Raw genomic sequence first — 18470 nt, forward strand, 5'->3', positions numbered from 1 at the left:
TATCAGGCGCTGCGAAAATTACTTGGGATTCGGGCCTTCATCGAAGCCGACGAAAATCTGGATATTCTGCTTGTCCGGCATTGGCAGCGAAATGCCCTTGTCGTTGAAGACGAACTGGGTCGCGGTATCGCCGTTGGTGATGGTGACCGCCTGCTTGTGCAGCTTGGAATAGACCACCTGATCACCCTGACGCACGGCCACACGCACCGGCATGGTGATGGTGCCGCTCTTATATTTCGGACCGGGCACAACCTTGCCAGCGGCAGCCACATCGATGGTAATGTTGCCGTCGCCATACTGGCACGAACGCGTCACATCGGTCAGCGATGCCTGATAGACCACCTGTGCCGGGTCCTTGTCGCCGCCCTTGGCATAGGTGCTGAAGAAGGCGGTTCCGTCACGCAGCGTCACCGTCGGGCAATAGGCGCGAAGCTCAGATGCGCTGATGCGCTTTGGACCTTCAGCCGCCATATCGCCAGGCTTTTCGCTGCCACTGGTCGTGCAACCCGCAAGCGCTGCGAGCAAAACCGTTGCAAAGACTGGAAACAACGATGAACGATTCTGTGATGCTTTCTGCATAAACCGGGCTTCCCTGCATTAATTCGTTTGTTTGAGAGCGCGCCGATTTCATTGAAACCGCCGGACCACCCCAATTTGTTCCGCCGCCACATTTCCCAACGCAAAACCGCTTCGCACTTTTGCTGGAAATGCTTTATACCACTGCGCACAAAACAGTGCGCGATGACGTTTTCCCGTTTTTTGCCGCGAAGAGCAACCCCACCCCCTCCGGGATGTTTTAATTTCTTGCGGCTTTTTTATGGACGCCCTATTGCATTTGCACAGCTTTGAAACGCATCCCAATAAGATGCGCGTCGAATGAGACATGCGCAGCCGATCTGGGCAGATATCTGGAATGAAGGCCTGACGAAATGAAATATGTAAGCACACGCGGCGAAGCCCCGGTCCTGGGTTTTAGCGATGCATTGCTCGCCGGACTTGCCCGCGATGGCGGCCTCTATCTGCCGCAGGAATACCCGCAGTTTTCTCCAGAACAAATCCGCAGCCTGCGCGGAAAATCCTATGTCGAAATCGCGCTGGCCGTGCTGACGCCCTTCACCGGTGGCGAAATTCCGCAGGCCGATTTCGAACGCATGGTGCGCGAAGCCTATGGCACCTTCCGTCATGATGCCGTGTGTCCGCTCGTCCAGACCGGCGCGAATGAATTCGTGCTCGAACTCTTCCACGGCCCGACGCTCGCCTTCAAGGACGTCGCCATGCAGCTTCTGGCGCGCATGATGGACTATGTGCTGGCAAGCCGTGGCGAGCGCGCCACCATCGTCGGCGCAACCTCTGGCGATACCGGCGGTGCGGCAATCGAAGCCTTTGGCGGTCGCGACAACACGGACATCTTCATCCTGTTCCCGAATGGCCGCGTCTCGCCGGTGCAGCAGCGCCAGATGACTTCGTCGGGCTTCGCCAATGTTCATGCGCTGTCCATCGAAGGCAATTTCGACGACTGCCAGAACCTCGTCAAAGGCATGTTCAACGACCTCGCCTTCCGCGATGCGCTGTCGCTTTCGGGTGTGAATTCGATCAACTGGGCGCGTATCATGCCGCAGGTGGTCTATTATTTCACCGCTGCGCTGAGCCTCGGCGCGCCGGACCGTCCGGTGTCCTTCACTGTTCCGACCGGCAATTTCGGCGATATTTTCGCAGGCTATGTGGCCAAGCGCATGGGTCTGCCCATCGAACGCCTGATCGTCGCAACCAACGACAACGACATTCTGTCGCGCACGCTCGACACCGGCGCTTATGAAATGCGCGGTGTGGCCCAGACCACCTCGCCGTCGATGGATATCCAGATTTCGTCCAATTTCGAACGTCTGCTGTTCGAGGCCCATGACCGCGATGATGCTGCCGTGCGCGGCCTTATGCAGAGCCTGAAGCAATCGGGCGGCTTCACCATTTCCGAAAAGCCGCTTTCGGCGATCCGCGCCGAATTCTCCGCAGGCCGCTCGACGGTTGCGGAAACGGCGGAAACGATCAAGTCGGTGCTGGCTGATGACGGTTATCTTCTCGATCCGCATTCGGCCATTGGCGTAAAAGTGGCTCGCGAAAATGTGTCCGGCGCAGCACCGATGGTAGCGCTCGCCACCGCGCATCCGGCCAAATTCCCCGATGCCGTAAAGGCTGCATGCGGTGTCGAACCGCAGCTCCCGGCATGGCTGTCGGACTTGATGCAACGAAAAGAAAGCTTCACAGTTCTTCACAACGACCTGAAAATCGTAGAAGAATATGTAAGCCGCCATTCCAGAGCCCACGCCTGAGGCTCCGGAAAGGAAATTTGAGCCCGACCCCGAACCGGATCGGGCCCATGAAAAGTCAGAGCGGGGAATGCAGGGAGCAGTTCGCTTATGGGTGTTGAAGTAACGCGTCTTCCCAATGGGTTGACGATAGCCACCGATACCATGCCGCATGTGGAAAGCGTGGCGCTTGGAATCTGGGTTAAAGCCGGCGCGAGAAACGAAGCCGCCAACCGGCACGGAATAGCCCATCTCCTCGAACATATGGCCTTCAAGGGCACGGAAAACCGCTCTGCCTGGCAAATCGCCTCGGATATCGAAGATGTGGGCGGCGAGATCAACGCCGCAACCAGCGTCGAGACTACATCCTATTACGCGCGCGTGATGCGCGATGACATGCCTCTCGCCATTGATATCCTCTCCGACATCCTGACCGCATCGAAGTTCGACGAAGCCGAACTGGAGCGCGAAAAGCAGGTGATCATGCAGGAGATCGGCGCGGCGCACGACACGCCGGACGATATCGTCTTCGACCGTTTCACCGAAACAGCCTATCGTCACCAGCCCATCGGCCGCGCCATTCTTGGCGAGCCGGATACGGTGATGTCCTTCTCTTCCGCCGATCTGCGCCAGTATATGGACGAGCAATACAGCGCCGACCGCATGGTCGTAACGGCTGCCGGTGGCGTGGACCACGATGCTTTCGTCAAGGAAGTTGAAAAACGCCTCGGTGGTTTCCGTGCCCATAACACGGCCCCGACGCTTGAGCTTGCCACCTATGTCGGCGGCGACTTCCGCGAAAACCGCGAATTGATGGATGCGCAGGTGCTAATCGGCTTTGAAGGCCGCGCCTATCATGTGCGCGACTTCTATGCCTCGCAGCTTCTGTCCATGGTGCTGGGCGGCGGCATGTCTTCCCGCCTGTTCCAGGAAGTGCGCGAAAAGCGCGGCCTGTGCTATTCGGTCTATGCCTTCCATTGGGGCTTTTCGGATACCGGCCTGTTCGGCATCCATGCCGCCACGGGTCGCGATGAACTGGTGGAACTGGTTCCGGTCATCATTGACGAGCTGCACAAGGCGGCGGATTCGATCAGTATCGAGGAAGTCAATCGCGCCCGGGCGCAATATCGCGCCAGCCTTCTGATGTCGCAGGAAAGTGCAGCCAGCCGCGCAGGCCAGCTGGCCCGCCAGTTCCTGCTCTATGGCCGCCCGGTCGACAATAACGAATTGATGGAACGCCTTTCCCTGATCACGCCGGAACGCCTGACGGACCTTGCAGGTCGCCTGTTCCTCGACAGCAAGCCGACCATCGCGGGTGTCGGCCCCGTTGGCCGCCTGATGAGCTTCGGCGACCTCACCGATGCGCTGTCGACCAATGCGCATACGAGAAAGATAGCTGTTTAAGGCCGTAGGGGAATAAGGGAATAGGGGAGTATGTGGCCGTGAAGATTTCGTTTTTCCTACTCACTTATTCCCCTACTCACCTACTCCCCTAACTCCGATGATCGGCCTGTCGTTTCGGCGCAACAACCCGACGATCCTGCGTGGACAGCGCATTTATCTGCGCGAGCCCATGATGGGTGATTTCGCGGGCTGGGCAAATCTGCGTGAGCAAAGCCGGGCGTTTCTAACCCCGTGGGAGCCGACCTGGCCCGACGATGACCTGACGAAAAGCGCCTTCCGCTATCGCATGCGGCGTTTTCAGGAAGAAATTTCTGCCGGAACCGGCTATCCTTTCTTCATTTTCCGCAACAGCGATAATCGCATTCTCGGCGGTATCACGCTCGGCAATATCCGGCGCGGCGTAGGACAGAACGGCATGATCGGCTATTGGAGCGGCGCTCCTTTCGCGGGTAAAGGCTATATGACCGAGGCGCTCTCTCTGGTTATCCCCTTTGCATTCGACCAACTGCGGTTGCACCGGATTGAAGCTGCCTGTATTCCCCATAATGTACGTTCGGTCCGGCTTCTCGAAAAAGCCGGATTTCAGAGAGAAGGACTGTTGCGCTCCTATCTCAAGATAAATGGCTTCTGGCAGGACCACCTGCTGTTCGCCCTCATAGAAAGCGACAAACGTATGTTGGATGGCCGCATGATCAATGGCAAGGTTGAACGCTCGTGAGCGGTTTTTCTGAAAAGCTATTCCAGAACGCCGCGCGGTTTCTCGCGTTGATCGTCTTTCTGGCCTTTTCGACCGTTCATGCATCTGCCATCGAACCGATCAAGATTTCCAAGGACGACACCGCTCTCGATCTGTCGCGCGCCGTCGAACTCCTGCGCAACAAGGGCGAGAGCGTTCAGGTTTCTACCGCGCCCGGCCCCGATGGCATTGTGCGCCGCATCGAAGTGCAGGCCGATCAGAACAGCAATGCCTCCGGCGACTGGGCCGCTTTCTCCATCGCCAATCCGACCGACCAGCAGATCGACCGCCTGATCGTCGCGCCGCATTTCCGTCTTGTCGGTTCAGGCATTATCTGGCCGGATCTCGGCTCGCCGCGTATTGCGTCGATCACCCCCAGCGAAGGCTTCGCGCTCGACCGCCAGCCAAGCGCCGATGCGGATGTGTTCCGCATCACGCTCAATCCGGGCAGCGTGGTCACCTTCGTCGCCGAGCTTTCCTCGCATAATCTGCCGCAGCTTTATCTGTGGGAACCGGAAGCCTATAAGGACACGGTCAATTCTTATACGCTCTATCGCGGTATCCTGCTTGGCATTTCAGGCCTGCTGGCGCTGTTCCTGACCATTCTCTTCGTCGTCAAGGGCACCTCGCTGTTTCCAGCCACGGCGGCGCTTGCATGGGCGGTTCTCGCCTATATCTGCGTCGATTTCGGCTTCTGGAACAAGCTGATGGAAATCACACCCGGCAATGAGCAGATATGGCGCGCGGGCACAGAGGTGGCGCTTGCCGCCTCGCTGGTGATCTTCCTGTTCGCCTATCTCAATCTCAACCGCTGGCACGACCATTTCAGCTATGGCGCGGTGACGTGGGTTCTGGGCCTGCTGGCGCTTGCAGGCGTTGCGGTTTTCGATCCGCCGATTGCCTCGGGCATCGCCCGCATCTCGCTCGCACTGACCGTCGTTTCCGGTGTGGCGATTATCGGCTATCTCGCGGTGAAGGGCTATGACCGGGCGGTCATGCTGATACCCGCCTGGCTTCTCACATTGATATGGCTGCTCGGCGCATGGATGGCGGTCACGGGCCGTCTCGACAACGATATTGTCCAGCCAGCGCTGGGCGGCGGCCTCGTGCTGATTGTGCTTCTGATCGGCTTTACCGTCATGCAGCACGCCTTTGCGGGCGGTGCGCTGCAGCAAGGGCTGCTGTCCGACATGGAACGCCAGGCGCTTGCCGTCATCGGCGCGGGCGATATCGTCTGGGACTGGGATGTGCCGCGCGACCGCGTGGTTACGACGCCCGATATCGCCAACCAGCTCGGCAATTCGGCAAGCAGCTTGCAGGGACCGGTGCGCAACTGGCTGCCCGTCATGCATTCCGACGACCGGGATCGTTTCCGTTCGACGCTGGACGCCATTCTGGAAAACCGCCGCGGACGCATCGGCCAGATTTTCCGTATGCGCGCCAATGACGGCCATTACCACTGGTATGCGCTGCGCGCCCGCCCGGTGATCGGCTCGGACGGCGAAGTCGTGCGTTGCGTCGGCACGCTCGTCAACGTTACCGAGCAGAAGAAGGCCGAAGAGCGCCTGCTGCACGATGCCGTACATGACAATCTGACCGGCTTGCCCAACCGTGAGCTTTTCCTCGACCGCCTCAGCAATGTGATGAACATGGCGCGCGGCGAGAGCAATCTGCACCCGACCGTGTTCATGATCGATATTGACCGCTTCAAGCAGGTCAATGACAGTCTGGGCATGTCGGCGGGCGATACAATCCTTTTGACCATTTCGCGCCGTCTGGCGCGATTGATGAAGCCGCAGGACACGCTGTCGCGCCTGTCTTCCGACCAGTTCGGGCTGCTGCTTGCATCAGAGAGCGACCCCGGCCGTATCGCGGCCTTTGCGGAAGCGCTGCGTCAGGCCACCCGCGCGCCCATTGCCTACGCCAAGCGCGAGATCGTCCTGACCGCCTCCGTCGGCCTCATCACATGGACGAAAACCGCCACCACGGCAGAAGATTTCGTGAAGGACGCGGAACTGGCCATGTATCAGGCCAAGCGCTTTGGCGGCGACCGGATCGAGCCGTTCCGCCCAGCCTTCCGCGCCATCGGCAGCGACAAGCTGCAGCTGGAATCCGATCTGCGCCGCGCGCTCGAACGCGACGAAATCAGCATGGCCTATCAGCCGATCGTCAAACTGGAGGAAGGCACCATCGCCGGTTTCGAAGCGCTAATGCGCTGGGAACATCCGCGCCGTGGCGCAATCTCGCCGTCGGAATTCATTCCGATTGCCGAAAACTCTGGACTGATCGTGCAGCTTGGCCTTTTCGCCATGCAGCGCGCCGCCGAAGACCTCTTCGCCTGGCAGGAACAATTCCCGAAACTCGACCTGTTCGTCTCGGTCAACCTGTCATCCACGCAACTCATCCGGCAAGACCTCATCAACGATGTCCGGTCCGTACTGTCGCGCATCCACCTCAATCCGGGCAGCCTGAAGCTGGAGCTGACCGAATCCGTCCTCATGGAAAATCCCGAGCAGTCGGCCCATGTGCTGGCGCGGCTCAAGACGATGGGGATCGGCCTGTCACTGGATGATTTCGGCACCGGCTATTCGTCGCTAGCCTATCTGACGCGCTTCCCGTTCGACATCATCAAGATCGACCGCTCCTTCGTGAAGGGCGACCAGCCGCAGAAGACCACCCTGCTGCGTTCCATCGTCAGCATGGCGCATGATCTGGGGCTGGCGGTTGTGACGGAAGGTGTGGAGAGCGAAAGCGACGCGCTCCAGCTGCGCCAGATGGGCTGCGAATATGTGCAGAGCTTCATGTTCGGCCAGCCGACCAGCCGCGAAGACGCCACCCGTATGATCAAGGAACAGCTGGAAGCAGCGGCAGCGTGAGATTAGGGGGAATAGGGGAATAGGGGAATAGGGGAATAAAAACTGAATCGGGTCAGCCGAAGCAAGTCTTTTTGACCTACTCCCTTACTGCCCTATTCCCCTACTCCTTGACTCACGCATGCCCCGCGTCGGAAACCAGTCGCGACATGTCGATGCCCATATGCATCATGAGGCGGGAATATTTGCCTTCGATGTCGCTGTCGAAAAGCATGTCGAGCGGCGCATCGCAACAGAGCCAGCCATTGTCGGCAAGTTCTGCTTCCAGCTGCCCCGGCGCCCAGCCGGAATAGCCCAGCGCCATCAAAACCTGTGACGGGCCCTTGCCGCCATAAATGGCGCGCAGAATATCAACCGTTGCGGTCAGGCAGACATCTTCGGAGACCGGCATGGTGGAATCGACCATGTAATCGTCGGAATGCAGCACAAAACCGCGCGAGGTATCTACCGGCCCGCCATTGCGCACCATCATATGCTGCGTGCGCTCTGGCAAAATGATCAGTTCATCCTCATCGATCACGCCAATCTGGCGCAAAATATCCGGGAAGCCGATCGGCTGCAGTTGATTGATGATGAAGCCCATCGCGCCCTCGTCCGAATGGGCGCAGATATAGACCACCGACCGGGCGAAACGCTCGTCGCTCATGCCGGGCATGGCCAGCAGGAACTGCCCGTTTAAGAACCCCTGCTCGTGGTTTGGCTTCCGCATCGTGGTCATAGTGATGAAGGTAGCAAGCCTGCAGAAAATAACAATGGGCGTCGCAGAATTGTCTTCGACGGACGCAAAAATATAATTGCTCCCAACAATGTTGGACTTGAAGCAACCATGATTTCATTTCATTTTTGAACAATGAAAACACGTCTGAATATTCTTGCGTTTGGCCTGCTGGCCACCTCGGCCCTGCCCGCCCACGCTTCAACGTCCGCCTGGACCGACACCCCCGGCGGGCGCGTCCGCGTCATCATCGAAGATGGTGCGGTTTCAGCTGAAGCGGGCCCAAAGCGCGAGATACGCGGCGCGTTGCAAATCGAGTTGCAGCCGGGGTGGAAAACCTATTGGCGCAATCCGGGCAGTGCCGGTGTGCCGCCACAGATCAATCTTGATGGCAACGCCAACGCACAGATCGACTATCCCGCGCCAGTGCGGTTCGGTGGAGATGACGACGGCATCGGCTACAAGAAGCCGGTTTCGCTCCCCATCATCTTCAAGCTGCAACCCGATGACACACGCCTCAAAGGCCATGCCTTTCTGGGTGTTTGCGAACATATCTGCATCCCCGTGCAGGCCGAATTCGACTTCCCCGTGAGTGCAAATGCCGAATCCGCCGAGCCGCAGGCCATTGCCGCGCGTACCATTGTGGAGACGGCCTTCGGGCGGCTTCCGGCGACGGCCTCCCCCACTTTCGGCGTCAGCGCTGTGAAGCGCGATGAGGACACGGCCGTCTTCACCGTGGCCGTGCCTGATCCCAAAGCACCTGCCGAGCTTTTCGTCGCCAGCGACAAGCTTCGCCTGTCTGATCCGGTGGCGTCCGGCAATCGCAACTTCACCGTTACGATCAAGGGCAATGCGCGCTATGCAACAGTCGACTATACCGTCGTGCAGAACGGCAAGGCTGTATCGGGACAGGTCACGCTCGACTGAAGTCGTGTGCGCCCTCGCCCTTTTTGATGGCAATATCAACGTTTTGAAATTGTCGAGCGCCCCGTTATCGGTTTAACTGTCGCTGCCTGCGCTTCGCAGTGCGGCAATGACAGTTTTAAAATCAGGCAGCGGATCAGACGGCGATTTATCCCCTGCCCTCAGGAGAGAACAGATGACGATCAAAGTTGGCGACACGCTTCCCGCAGCAACCTTCAAGGTCAAGACTGCGGACGGTGTCAAGGAAGTGACGACCGACGAAGTCTTCAAAGGCAAGAAGGTCGTCCTCTTTGCCGTTCCGGGCGCTTTCACGCCGACCTGCAGCCTCAACCACCTGCCGGGCTATCTCGACAATCGCGATGCAATTCTCGCCAAGGGCGTGGATCAGATTGCGGTCGTCGCCGTCAATGACGCCTTCGTCATGGGCGCATGGGCGCAGAGCACCGGCGGCGAAGGCAAGATTCTTTATCTCGCAGACGGTTCAGCCACTTTCACCAAGGCAGCAGGCCTTGAACTCGACGCCACCGCGGGCGGCCTTGGCATTCGCTCCAAGCGCTATTCGGCCATCGTCGAAGATGGCGTGGTCAAGACGCTCAATATCGAGGAACAGGCCGGTCAGGCCGTGACCTCCGCTGCTGCCGGAATTCTCGAACAGCTTTGATCCAATGCAAAAAAGGGCGGTGAAAACCGCCCTTTTTAGTATCCAGAATGATGTCTAAAGCACCTTCAAAGATTTGTGGCCGCCATATTTGAACGGCTCCATACCGGCGCGGGCCAGTTCGTCGGCCCGTTCGTTTTCCGGGTGCCCGGCATGGCCCTTGACCCAGTGCCAGTTGACCTTGTGCGGCTTGCGCGCCTCATCCAGCAATTGCCATAGCTCGGCATTCTTCACCGGCTTCTTGGCCGCTGTTTTCCAGCCATTGCGCTTCCAGCCTTCAATCCAGCCGGAAATACCGTCGCGCACATAGACCGAGTCCGTATAGAGATCGACTTCGCAAGGTTCCTTCAGCGCCGACAGTGCCGAAATTGCCGCCATCAACTCCATGCGGTTGTTGGTGGTCTCGGCCTCGCCGCCCTTCAGCTCTTTCTCATTGCCGTTCCAGCGCAGCACCGCCCCCCAGCCGCCGGGGCCGGGATTGCCGGAGCAAGCGCCGTCCGTATAGGCTTCGATCCGCTTCACGCAGCCACTCCCTGCGGTTCCAGCCCATATTCGGCAGCCGAAACGATCTGGCGGTGGAAGCGCATCTTGCGCACATATTCCATCGGGTCCTTCTTCATGACGAAGCTGCCGTCGGGGACGGTCAGCCAGTCATAAAGCCGCGTCAGCATGAAGCGCACCGCAGCCCCCCGCGAGAGGACCGGCAGCGCATCGGCTTCCGCCGTCGAAAGCGGACGGATCGATGTGTAACCACGCAACAGCGCTGCGCCCTTGGTGCGATTATAGGAAAAGTCTTTTTCGAAGCACCACGCATTCAGGCAGACGGCAACGTCATAGGCCAGAATATCGGTGCAGGCGAAATAGAAATCGATGAAGCCCGACAGCTTGTCGCCGAGGAAAAAGACATTGTCCGGGAACAGGTCGGCATGGATCACACCGTGCGGCAGTTCGGCCGGCCAATGCTTTTCCAGAAAGTCGAGATCGGCTTCGGCTTCTTCGACCAGCCCCGGTTCGACCGTATCGGCGCGTTCGCGCGACAGGTTCCACAGCGGGCGCCAGTCGGGCAGCGTCAGACCGTTGCGGCGGCGCATGGCGAAATCCTCGCCTGCCAGATGCATGCGCGCCAGTCCCTCGCCCACGGCCTCGCAATGCGCCACCGTCGGCTTGCGCATCCACATGCCTTCCAGAAAGGTGACGATGGCCGCCGGGCGCCCGGCCAGTTCGCCGATCGTTTCGCCGTCGCTGCGTATCACCGGCTGCGGGCAATCCACGCCATGCCGGGCCAGATGCTGCATCAGGCCCAGAAAGAACGGCAAGTCTTCGCGGTTGGTGCGCTTTTCATAAAGCGTCAGAATGAAGGAACCGGAGGTCGTGTGCAGGAGATAATTGGTATTCTCCACGCCCTCGGCAATGCCCTTATAGGACGTCAGCGTGCCGATATCGTATTGCTGCAGGAATGCGCCAAGTTCGATTTCGTTGATATCAGTATAGACGGCCATGCCGCTTATTTCCCCTATATGACCTTGGGCATTATTTTGGGCGCCAGTTTCGGAATGCCGACAACCTTGTTCTCGCCATTGACGAATGCCATATCCTGCACCGTCAGTTCCACATCGCGAATTTCACGATTCACAAGGAAGTTTTCCGTTTCCACTGCCGTTTCCGCCAGTTCGATGCGCACATCGAAGCGGTCGCGGAACGATGCGATGATTTCGTCAACGATGATTTCCGGGGCGGAAGCACCCGCCGAAAGACCGACGACCGAAATATCGCCGATCTTGTCCCACTCGATATCAGCCGCGCGTTGCACCAGCATGGACATGCGCGCGCCCGCCTTTTCCGCTACTTCGACCAGACGTTTCGAATTGGACGAATTCGGCGCACCGACAATCAGGAACAGGTCGCAGCCGGGCGCTGCCGCGCGAACCGCATCCTGACGGTTGGTGGTGGCATAGCAGATCGATTCCGCAGCCGGAGCCGAAAGATTGGGGAAGCGCGCCTGCAATTCCTCGATAATGCCTGCGGTATCGTCCACCGAGAGCGTCGTCTGCGTGACGAAACCGAGATTATCCTCATCAGCAAAATGGCAGTTGCGGGCGTCCTCGACCGTTTCGATCAGCGTGACAGCGCCTTCCGGCAGCTGGCCCATCGTGCCGATGACTTCCGGATGGCCGGAGTGGCCAATCAGGATGACATGGCGTCCAAGCCGCTGATGGCGCATGGCCTGCTTGTGCACCTTGGAAACCAGCGGGCATGTCGCATCGAGATAGAAGAGGTTCTTCGATTCCGCATCGGCAGGCACGGATTTCGGAACCCCATGGGCCGAGAAAACCACCGGCTGATCGCGATGCTCCGCCGGGATTTCATCAAGCTCTTCGACAAAGATCGCGCCGCGCGATTGCAGCCCTTCGACCACATAGCGGTTATGCACGATCTCATGGCGGACATAGACCGGCGCGCCGTATTTCTTCAGCGCCAGCACGACGATCTGGATCGCCCGGTCAACACCAGCGCAAAAGCCGCGCGGACCGCAAAGGCGAATTTCCAGTGGGGGGCGCTGATCGGTCATGAAGAAGCTCGCAGGTTCGGCGTGACGAAATACTTAAGATCTGTAGCCTCCGAGTTGGGCCGCAACGCGGCCAATGTCAACCCCTTGGCGATTTTCGATAGCGCCAGAGCCACGTTCCGACAACCCCCATCAGCGCCAGAGCGAGGCCGTACCACGTCACAGCATATTGCAGATGATTGTTGGGAAAATCGATGATCGTCACGCCGCCGATGGGCAGCCCGCCCGGATTGAGCTTGTTGTCGGCATCGATGAAAAAGGGCACAACCTGATTGAGATCCGGCAGATCGGCGCTTTCGGCCATCGCCGCCCAGTCCTTCCAGTAGAAGATATTTTTGGCGATATCGTTTTCGGGCAGGAAGAAACCGGGCTTTGCGGATAGCGGGTCGCGCGCCAGCCCGGTTATGCTCACCGGCCCGTCCAACTGGCCATCGGCGCGGGTGGCCGGGTCCTTCTTCTCATAGGGAACGAAGCCGCGATTGACCAGCACGAAGCGTCCGTCTTCCAGCATCAGTGGCGTATAGACATTATAGCCTGCCGCACCTTCATAGGTGGACAGGAAATGCCGTTCGCCCTGATGCATGAAGGTGCCGGAAACGGTCACGGGCAGATATTCGACCGTGCTCTTTTCCTTATAGAGCTTTTCCATCTCCGCCAGCGGCAGCGGCGGTTCCTTGATGCGCTCATTGGTGGAAGCGATCAGCGCTTCCTTCCAATAGAGCCGCTCCACCTGCCAGGTGCCAAGCGCCAGAAGGATGACGAGCGCGATACCCGATGCGATGAGAACGCCCCATGGAAAGCGGCGCGATGCCTGACGCTCTGTCATTCTTTGGTATCCGGATGGCTATCGGCACCTCGTTGTATCGTGCCGGGCGCGGCCTTGTTGCGATATTGCATATTGATGAGAATACCCTTCATCCATCGCATCGCGACGAGGCTTAGAATGATCGCCAGCGGCACCCAAAGGATGAAATGCACCCAGAGAGGCGGGCCGAGATTGACTTCCATCCAAAGCGCCAGCCCGACGACGATAAAGCCGATGATCAGAATCACAAAAGCTGCCGGACCGTCGCCGGAATCGGCAAACGCATAATCCAGCCCGCAGGCATTGCAACGCGGCGCGACCGTCAGAAAACCGTTGAACAGCTTGCCCTCGCCGCAGCGCGGGCAGCGCCCGGCAATACCGCTTTTGATCGGATCGACCGGCGGATAGAGATTGGCATCAGGCATCGCGCGCTCCAAGATCTTGACGGTGTTTCAAAACAAAAGGCGGCCATGTTGCCAGGGCCGCCTTCAAACTCAGATTACGGCCAATCAGCCGGCGTGCATTGGCGCGCCCCAGCCACCCCAGACATAAATGGCGAAGAACAGGAACAGCCAGACCACGTCAACGAAGTGCCAGTACCAGGCGGCAGCTTCAAAGCCGAAATGCTGCTTTGGCGTGAAATCACCACCGATTGCGCGGAACAGGCAGACCAGAAGGAAAATCGTGCCGATGATCACGTGGAAACCGTGGAAACCGGTGGCCATGAAGAAGGTCGCGCCGTAGATCGAGTCCTTGAACGCGAACGGAGCGTGCATGTATTCATAGGCCTGCACGAACGAGAAGATAATGCCCAGCACCACGGTGATAGCGAGGCCGGTGATCATGCCCTTGCGGTCATTGTGCAGCAGCGCGTGGTGCGACCAGGTGAGCGTCGTGCCCGACAGGAGCAGAATCACAGTGTTGTAGAGCGGCAGGTGCAGCGGGTCGAGAACCTCGATGCCCTTCGGAGGCCAGACGCCGCCCGTAAACGTGGCGCGCGCCACCTGATGAACTTCGTTCGGGAAGAGGCTTGCATCGAAGAAGGCCCAGAACCATGCCACGAAGAACATCACTTCCGAAGCGATGAACATGATCATGCCGTAGCGCAGATGCAGCGACACGACGCGGGTATGGTGACCTTCCTTGCCTTCCTTGATGGTATCCGCCCACCAGCCATACATGCAGTACAGCACGATTGCGAGGCCGATGAAGAAAATCCACGGCGTGACGAGGTTCAGGCCGAAGAACGGCACCTCACCCGCATTGATGTAACGCATCCAGGCGATGCCGCCGATTGCGAGCACAAAAGCGCCCATCGAGCTCAGGAACGGCCAAGGGCTGGGCGCTATGATGTGATAATCGTGGTTCTTCTCGTGTACGTCCGCCATGTCTCTCCCCGTAATCCCCTGAGGGGCTCCTCTCTCGTGCCTGCCTGCTGAAATCCGCCAAGGGACACAAGCAAGCGCGACTATGTTTTGCGTCAGATGGCTCCCTGACCAGATGCCGCATACCGTCAATATTCAAGCGGTTTTACCAACGGTTCGATTCCGACAATAAAACCAGTCTTCGCATTTGTCTTTGCGGCATTATGTGCCGCCCCGGAACTCGCGTCCCGTTATCCCCCATTGCTCACCGCATCATCCGGCTTCGTTGCTGCCTTTGCATCGGCAACCGGCTTCGGCTTGTCGATCGGGAAAAATGTGTAGGAAAGTGTGATGGTCTTCACATCCTTCAGATCGGGATCGTTGACGATCTCCGGATCGACGAAGAAAACCACCGGCATTTCCATGTCTTCGCCCGGCTTCAGCGTGGTATCCGTGAAGCAGAAGCACTGGACCTTGTTGAAATAGGCGCCTGCCCGGCCCGGCGAGACATTGAAGCTCGCACGACCAAAGGTCGCTTCATCGAACAGGTTGCGCGCTTCATATTTGATCATGGTGGTTTCGCCGATACGCACCGTCACTTCGCGCTGCACCGGCTTGAAATCCCAAGGCAGGCCATTAGCCGTATTGGCGTCGAAACGCACCTTGATGGTCTTGTCGAGAATCGTATCGGAATATTGCTCAACGCGCTGCGTCGTGCCGCCATAGCCCGTGACCTGACAGAACAGCGTGTAAAGCGGGACGGACGCATAGGCCGCACCGATCATGCAGACGAAGAAAGACACGCAGGCAATCGCAATGGTCCGGTTGGAACGCTGCTGCCGCTTGAGCTTATCGTCTTTGTTCTGCTGATCTGCCATGGTCTCCTCCCAGTTTCCCTCCCGAAACAGCTTAACCCGAACTGTTTGTCAGAGCGGCCGCACCAGAATATTGGCACCCAGTTTTGCTATCGTGCCGACATAGACGAGCAGCACGAACAGCGCCAAGGCAATTGCCAGTCCCCAGGACCGGTTGCGCTGGGCTTTCTTCTGCTGCTCGGTCGGCACGACCAGTTCCAGCTTCTCATGAACCGGATTTTCTGCCGTTTTATCCATTACAACACTCCAAAGGCGTGAAGCGCCTTCAACGTCAGTGCCTCGACCAGCATAACCGCGAACAGGCCGGACAGATACACCAGCGAAAAGCGAAACAGCTTGCGCGCGGCAACCAGCATTTCCGGCTGCGATGCGGCCATCCACATGCGCCAGGCATAATAGATGAAGGCTCCGCCCAGCAGCACCGAGACGGCGCCGTAGACCGGGCCTGCAAAGCCCATCACCCATGGCAGCACGCCGACCGGCGCCATGAGCAGCGTATAGAACATCGCCTGACGGCGGGTCGAAAGCTCGCCCCTCACATTCGGCATCATCGGAATGCGCGCGGCTTCGTAATCATTGGTCGAAAACAGCGACAGCGCCCAGAAATGCGGCGGTGTCCAGAGGAAAATGATCATGAACAGCACGACGCTGTCCCAGGTGATTTCACCCGTTGCCGCAGCCCAACCGATCATCGGCGGGAACGCGCCCGCAGCACCGCCAATGACGATATTCTGCGGCGTCGAGCGCTTGAGCCACATCGTGTAGATGACGGCATAGAAGAAGATTGTGAAGGCCAGAAGCGCTGCCGACAGCCAATTGACCATCAGGCCCAGCGTCAGCACCGAAAAGACCGACAGCGTGAGGCCAAAAGCCAGAACCTGATTGGGTGCAATCACACCAGCGGGAATCGGGCGGTTGCGGGTGCGCTTCATCACCGCGTCGATATCGGCGTCGTACCACATGTTCAGCGCGCCGGATGCGCCCGCACCAACCGCGATGCAGAGAATGCTGATGGCAGCCAGAACCGGGTTCATCGTGCCCGGAGCAAGGACAAGCCCGACCAGCCCCGTGAACACCACAAGCGACATCACGCGCGGCTTCAGCAGAACCAGATAGTCCCGCGCCGTTGCTTCCGAGAACGCGACTGCGTCATTCGGACCTGAAGCGCTTACGTTTTTTTCCACCAGCGACATTAGACTTCAACAACCTCAAATTCACCGGTCCGACCACCGCATCTTGTTCGATACAGTTCGACAACCAACACAACTTGTCCCTCCCGGAGAACATCCGTTCCTGCCGGAAATGCCGTGCAATTGTCGGCAGGCCAAACCTGCCAGTACGGTCATAACGCGATGGGCGGAACAGAATGTCGCCCGCCTTTAGCACAATTTGTTGGAAAGGGCGAAGCCTTTTACAGACCTCCCCCTACCCATCGCATTATCCTAAGCAAAACCGCTTCGCACTTTTGCTGGAAATGCTCACTTTTCCCTGTCGCATTATCCTAAGCAAAACCGCTTCGCACTTTTGCTGGAAATGCTCATGCCCTTCGCGCGATTACTTGATGCGCGGCAGCTGTTCCCACTGGTGGTACGGCGGCGGTGAAGGAAGCTGCCATTCCAGCGTGGTTGCGCCTTCGCCCCATGGGTTTGCACCCGCTTCACGCTTCTTCGCGAATGCCTCGAAGACATTGTAGAGGAAGATCAGCACGGCAAAGCCCGAAATATAGGAGCCGTAGGACGACACCATGTTCCAGCCTGCATAGGCATCCGGATAGTCGATGTAACGGCGCGGCATGCCAGCGAGACCGAGGAAATGCTGCGGGAAGAAGATCAGGTTCACACCGATGAAGGTGACCCAGAAATGCAGCTTCGCGGTGAACTCGTTATACATGTAGCCGCTCATCTTCGGGAACCAGTAGTACCAGCCCGCGAAGATCGCAAAGACAGCGCCCAGCGACAGAACGTAGTGGAAGTGTGCCACCACGTAATAGGTGTCGTGCAGTGCACGGTCGAGACCGGCATTGGCGAGCTGAACGCCCGTCACACCACCGACCGTGAACAGGAAGATGAAGCCGATTGCCCACAGCATCGGCGCGCGGAAGGTGATCGAACCACCCCACATGGTCGCGATCCATGAGAAGATCTTGATGCCTGTGGGAACCGCGATGACCATCGTGGCGAACACGAAATAGCGCTGCGTGTCGAGCGACAGGCCGACCGTGTACATATGGTGCGCCCAGACCACGAAGCCGACGACACCGATGGCGACCATGGCGTAGGCCATGCCGAGATAACCGAAGATCGGCTTGCGCGAGAAGGTCGAGACGATGTGGCTGACGATGCCAAATCCCGGCAGAATCAGAATGTACACTTCCGGGTGACCGAAGAACCAGAACAGATGCTGGTAGAGGATCGGGTCACCACCGCCATCCGGCGCGAAGAAGGTCGTGCCGAAGTTACGGTCGGTCAGCAGCATGGTGATGCCGCCTGCCAGAACCGGCAGCGAAAGCAGAAGCAGGAATGCCGTGACCAGAACAGCCCACGCGAAGAGCGGCATCTTGTGCAGCGTCATGCCCGGCGCGCGCATGTTCAGGATCGTGGTGATGAAGTTGATTGCACCGAGGATCGACGATGCACCCGAAATGTGCAGCGCCAGAATGGCGAAATCGATTGCCGGACCCGGCTGACCGCTCGTCGAAAGTGGCGGATACAGTGTCCAGCCGCCGCCAGGACCCCAGCCGCCCGGTGCCGAAGGCATGAACAGCGAGATCATCAGCAGCATCAGCGCAGGCGGCAGAAGCCAGAACGAAATATTGTTCATGCGCGGGAACGCCATGTCCGGCGCGCCGATCATCAGCGGCACCATCCAGTTGGCGAAACCACCGATCAGCGCAGGCATGACCATGAAGAAGATCATGACCAGCGCGTGCGCCGAGGTGAACACGTTGAACATCTGCTTGCCGGCATCAAGTGCGGCATCGCCCTCGACACCGTAGACCATGGACGCAAGGCCATGGAAAATCTGAATGCCCGGTTCCTGCAGTTCGGCGCGCATCGCGATGGACAGCGCGCCGCCGATGATACCGGCGATGATTGCGAAGATCAGGTACAGCGTACCGATGTCTTTATGATTGGTCGAGTAAACCCAACGAACCCAGCCGTGTGGCTTGTGGTCGTCATGGGCACCCTCGTGAGCTGCTGTGCCAGCCATGGAATTCGCTCCCGTTTTTCAACAGTTTGGCGTTCGG

General features: G+C 58.6%; 18 protein-coding genes. 6 read left to right on the forward strand and 12 right to left on the reverse strand.

Annotated features, from left to right (window positions below):
* Nucleotides 1-18: 18 nt before the first annotated feature.
* Nucleotides 19-579 carry a hypothetical protein gene (locus tag QLQ11_RS05810; RefSeq protein WP_121537381.1) on the reverse strand — a complete coding sequence of 187 codons (561 nt, stop codon included), beginning with the start codon at nucleotides 577-579 and terminating at the stop codon, nucleotides 19-21.
* A gap of 350 nt (nucleotides 580-929) precedes the next feature.
* Here QLQ11_RS05810 and thrC point away from each other — a divergent pair, with 350 nt between their 5' ends.
* From thrC to QLQ11_RS05830, 4 genes are all read left to right on the forward strand, one after another.
* Nucleotides 930-2327 (forward strand): threonine synthase, encoded by a 1398-nt coding sequence (gene thrC / locus QLQ11_RS05815; RefSeq protein WP_121537379.1) that lies wholly within the window; start codon nucleotides 930-932, stop codon nucleotides 2325-2327.
* Nucleotides 2328-2414: 87 nt separating this feature from the next.
* The gene (locus QLQ11_RS05820; protein WP_109368506.1) at nucleotides 2415-3707 is read left to right on the forward strand and encodes a pitrilysin family protein; all 1293 of its coding nucleotides are present in this window, start codon (nucleotides 2415-2417) and stop codon (nucleotides 3705-3707) included.
* Between the two features lie 97 nt (nucleotides 3708-3804).
* Nucleotides 3805-4425: a GNAT family N-acetyltransferase gene (locus tag QLQ11_RS05825; protein WP_109368505.1), complete on the forward strand. Its 621-nt coding sequence runs from the start codon at nucleotides 3805-3807 to the stop codon at nucleotides 4423-4425.
* On the forward strand, nucleotides 4422-7319 hold the full coding sequence (locus QLQ11_RS05830; protein ID WP_109368504.1) for a sensor domain-containing phosphodiesterase: 2898 nt from the start codon (nucleotides 4422-4424) through the stop codon (nucleotides 7317-7319). The genes QLQ11_RS05825 and QLQ11_RS05830 overlap by 4 nt, the downstream gene beginning before the upstream one ends.
* Nucleotides 7320-7431: 112 nt before the next feature.
* On the opposite strand, the gene QLQ11_RS05835 is transcribed toward QLQ11_RS05830, so the two are convergent.
* Nucleotides 7432-8034 (reverse strand): YqgE/AlgH family protein, encoded by a 603-nt coding sequence (locus QLQ11_RS05835; RefSeq protein WP_109368503.1) that lies wholly within the window; start codon nucleotides 8032-8034, stop codon nucleotides 7432-7434.
* Nucleotides 8035-8166: 132 nt separating this feature from the next.
* Between QLQ11_RS05835 and QLQ11_RS05840 the strand changes: the two genes are divergently transcribed.
* On the forward strand, nucleotides 8167-8958 hold the full coding sequence (locus QLQ11_RS05840) for a protein-disulfide reductase DsbD domain-containing protein (protein ID WP_121537377.1): 792 nt from the start codon (nucleotides 8167-8169) through the stop codon (nucleotides 8956-8958).
* A gap of 172 nt (nucleotides 8959-9130) precedes the next feature.
* Nucleotides 9131-9616 (forward strand): peroxiredoxin, encoded by a 486-nt coding sequence (locus QLQ11_RS05845; RefSeq protein ID WP_109368501.1) that lies wholly within the window; start codon nucleotides 9131-9133, stop codon nucleotides 9614-9616.
* Between the two features lie 54 nt (nucleotides 9617-9670).
* On the opposite strand, the gene rnhA is transcribed toward QLQ11_RS05845, so the two are convergent.
* The 10 genes from rnhA to ctaD form a co-directional block, all read right to left on the reverse strand.
* Entirely contained in the window at nucleotides 9671-10135 is a 465-nt protein-coding gene (gene rnhA / locus QLQ11_RS05850; protein WP_121537375.1) for a ribonuclease HI, read from the reverse strand.
* The gene (locus QLQ11_RS05855) at nucleotides 10132-11112 is read right to left on the reverse strand and encodes a homoserine kinase (RefSeq protein WP_109368499.1); all 981 of its coding nucleotides are present in this window, start codon (nucleotides 11110-11112) and stop codon (nucleotides 10132-10134) included. The genes rnhA and QLQ11_RS05855 overlap by 4 nt, the downstream gene beginning before the upstream one ends.
* A gap of 14 nt (nucleotides 11113-11126) precedes the next feature.
* On the reverse strand, nucleotides 11127-12182 hold the full coding sequence (ispH, locus tag QLQ11_RS05860; protein WP_371835841.1) for a 4-hydroxy-3-methylbut-2-enyl diphosphate reductase: 1056 nt from the start codon (nucleotides 12180-12182) through the stop codon (nucleotides 11127-11129).
* Between the two features lie 76 nt (nucleotides 12183-12258).
* On the reverse strand, nucleotides 12259-13005 hold the full coding sequence (locus QLQ11_RS05865) for an SURF1 family protein (protein ID WP_124915212.1): 747 nt from the start codon (nucleotides 13003-13005) through the stop codon (nucleotides 12259-12261).
* Nucleotides 13002-13409, reverse strand: a complete 408-nt coding sequence (locus QLQ11_RS05870; protein WP_121537369.1) for a DUF983 domain-containing protein — start codon at nucleotides 13407-13409, stop codon at nucleotides 13002-13004. Before QLQ11_RS05870 ends, QLQ11_RS05865 begins: the two co-directional genes overlap by 4 nt.
* An 84-nt stretch (nucleotides 13410-13493) precedes the next feature.
* On the reverse strand, nucleotides 13494-14372 hold the full coding sequence (locus tag QLQ11_RS05875; protein ID WP_109368495.1) for a cytochrome c oxidase subunit 3: 879 nt from the start codon (nucleotides 14370-14372) through the stop codon (nucleotides 13494-13496).
* 227 nt (nucleotides 14373-14599) lie between these two features.
* Nucleotides 14600-15226 (reverse strand): cytochrome c oxidase assembly protein, encoded by a 627-nt coding sequence (locus QLQ11_RS05880; protein WP_124915211.1) that lies wholly within the window; start codon nucleotides 15224-15226, stop codon nucleotides 14600-14602.
* A gap of 48 nt (nucleotides 15227-15274) precedes the next feature.
* Nucleotides 15275-15460, reverse strand: a complete 186-nt coding sequence (locus tag QLQ11_RS05885) for a hypothetical protein (RefSeq protein ID WP_109368493.1) — start codon at nucleotides 15458-15460, stop codon at nucleotides 15275-15277.
* Nucleotides 15460-16416 carry a heme o synthase gene (locus QLQ11_RS05890; RefSeq protein ID WP_124915210.1) on the reverse strand — a complete coding sequence of 319 codons (957 nt, stop codon included), beginning with the start codon at nucleotides 16414-16416 and terminating at the stop codon, nucleotides 15460-15462. The genes QLQ11_RS05885 and QLQ11_RS05890 overlap by 1 nt, the downstream gene beginning before the upstream one ends.
* 361 nt (nucleotides 16417-16777) lie before the next feature.
* Nucleotides 16778-18433 (reverse strand): cytochrome c oxidase subunit I, encoded by a 1656-nt coding sequence (gene ctaD / locus QLQ11_RS05895; RefSeq protein WP_109368491.1) that lies wholly within the window; start codon nucleotides 18431-18433, stop codon nucleotides 16778-16780.
* Nucleotides 18434-18470: the final 37 nt, after the last annotated feature.

Source organism: Ochrobactrum sp. SSR, from assembly GCF_030067775.1.
GTDB classification, from domain to species: domain Bacteria; phylum Pseudomonadota; class Alphaproteobacteria; order Rhizobiales; family Rhizobiaceae; genus Brucella; species Brucella teleogrylli.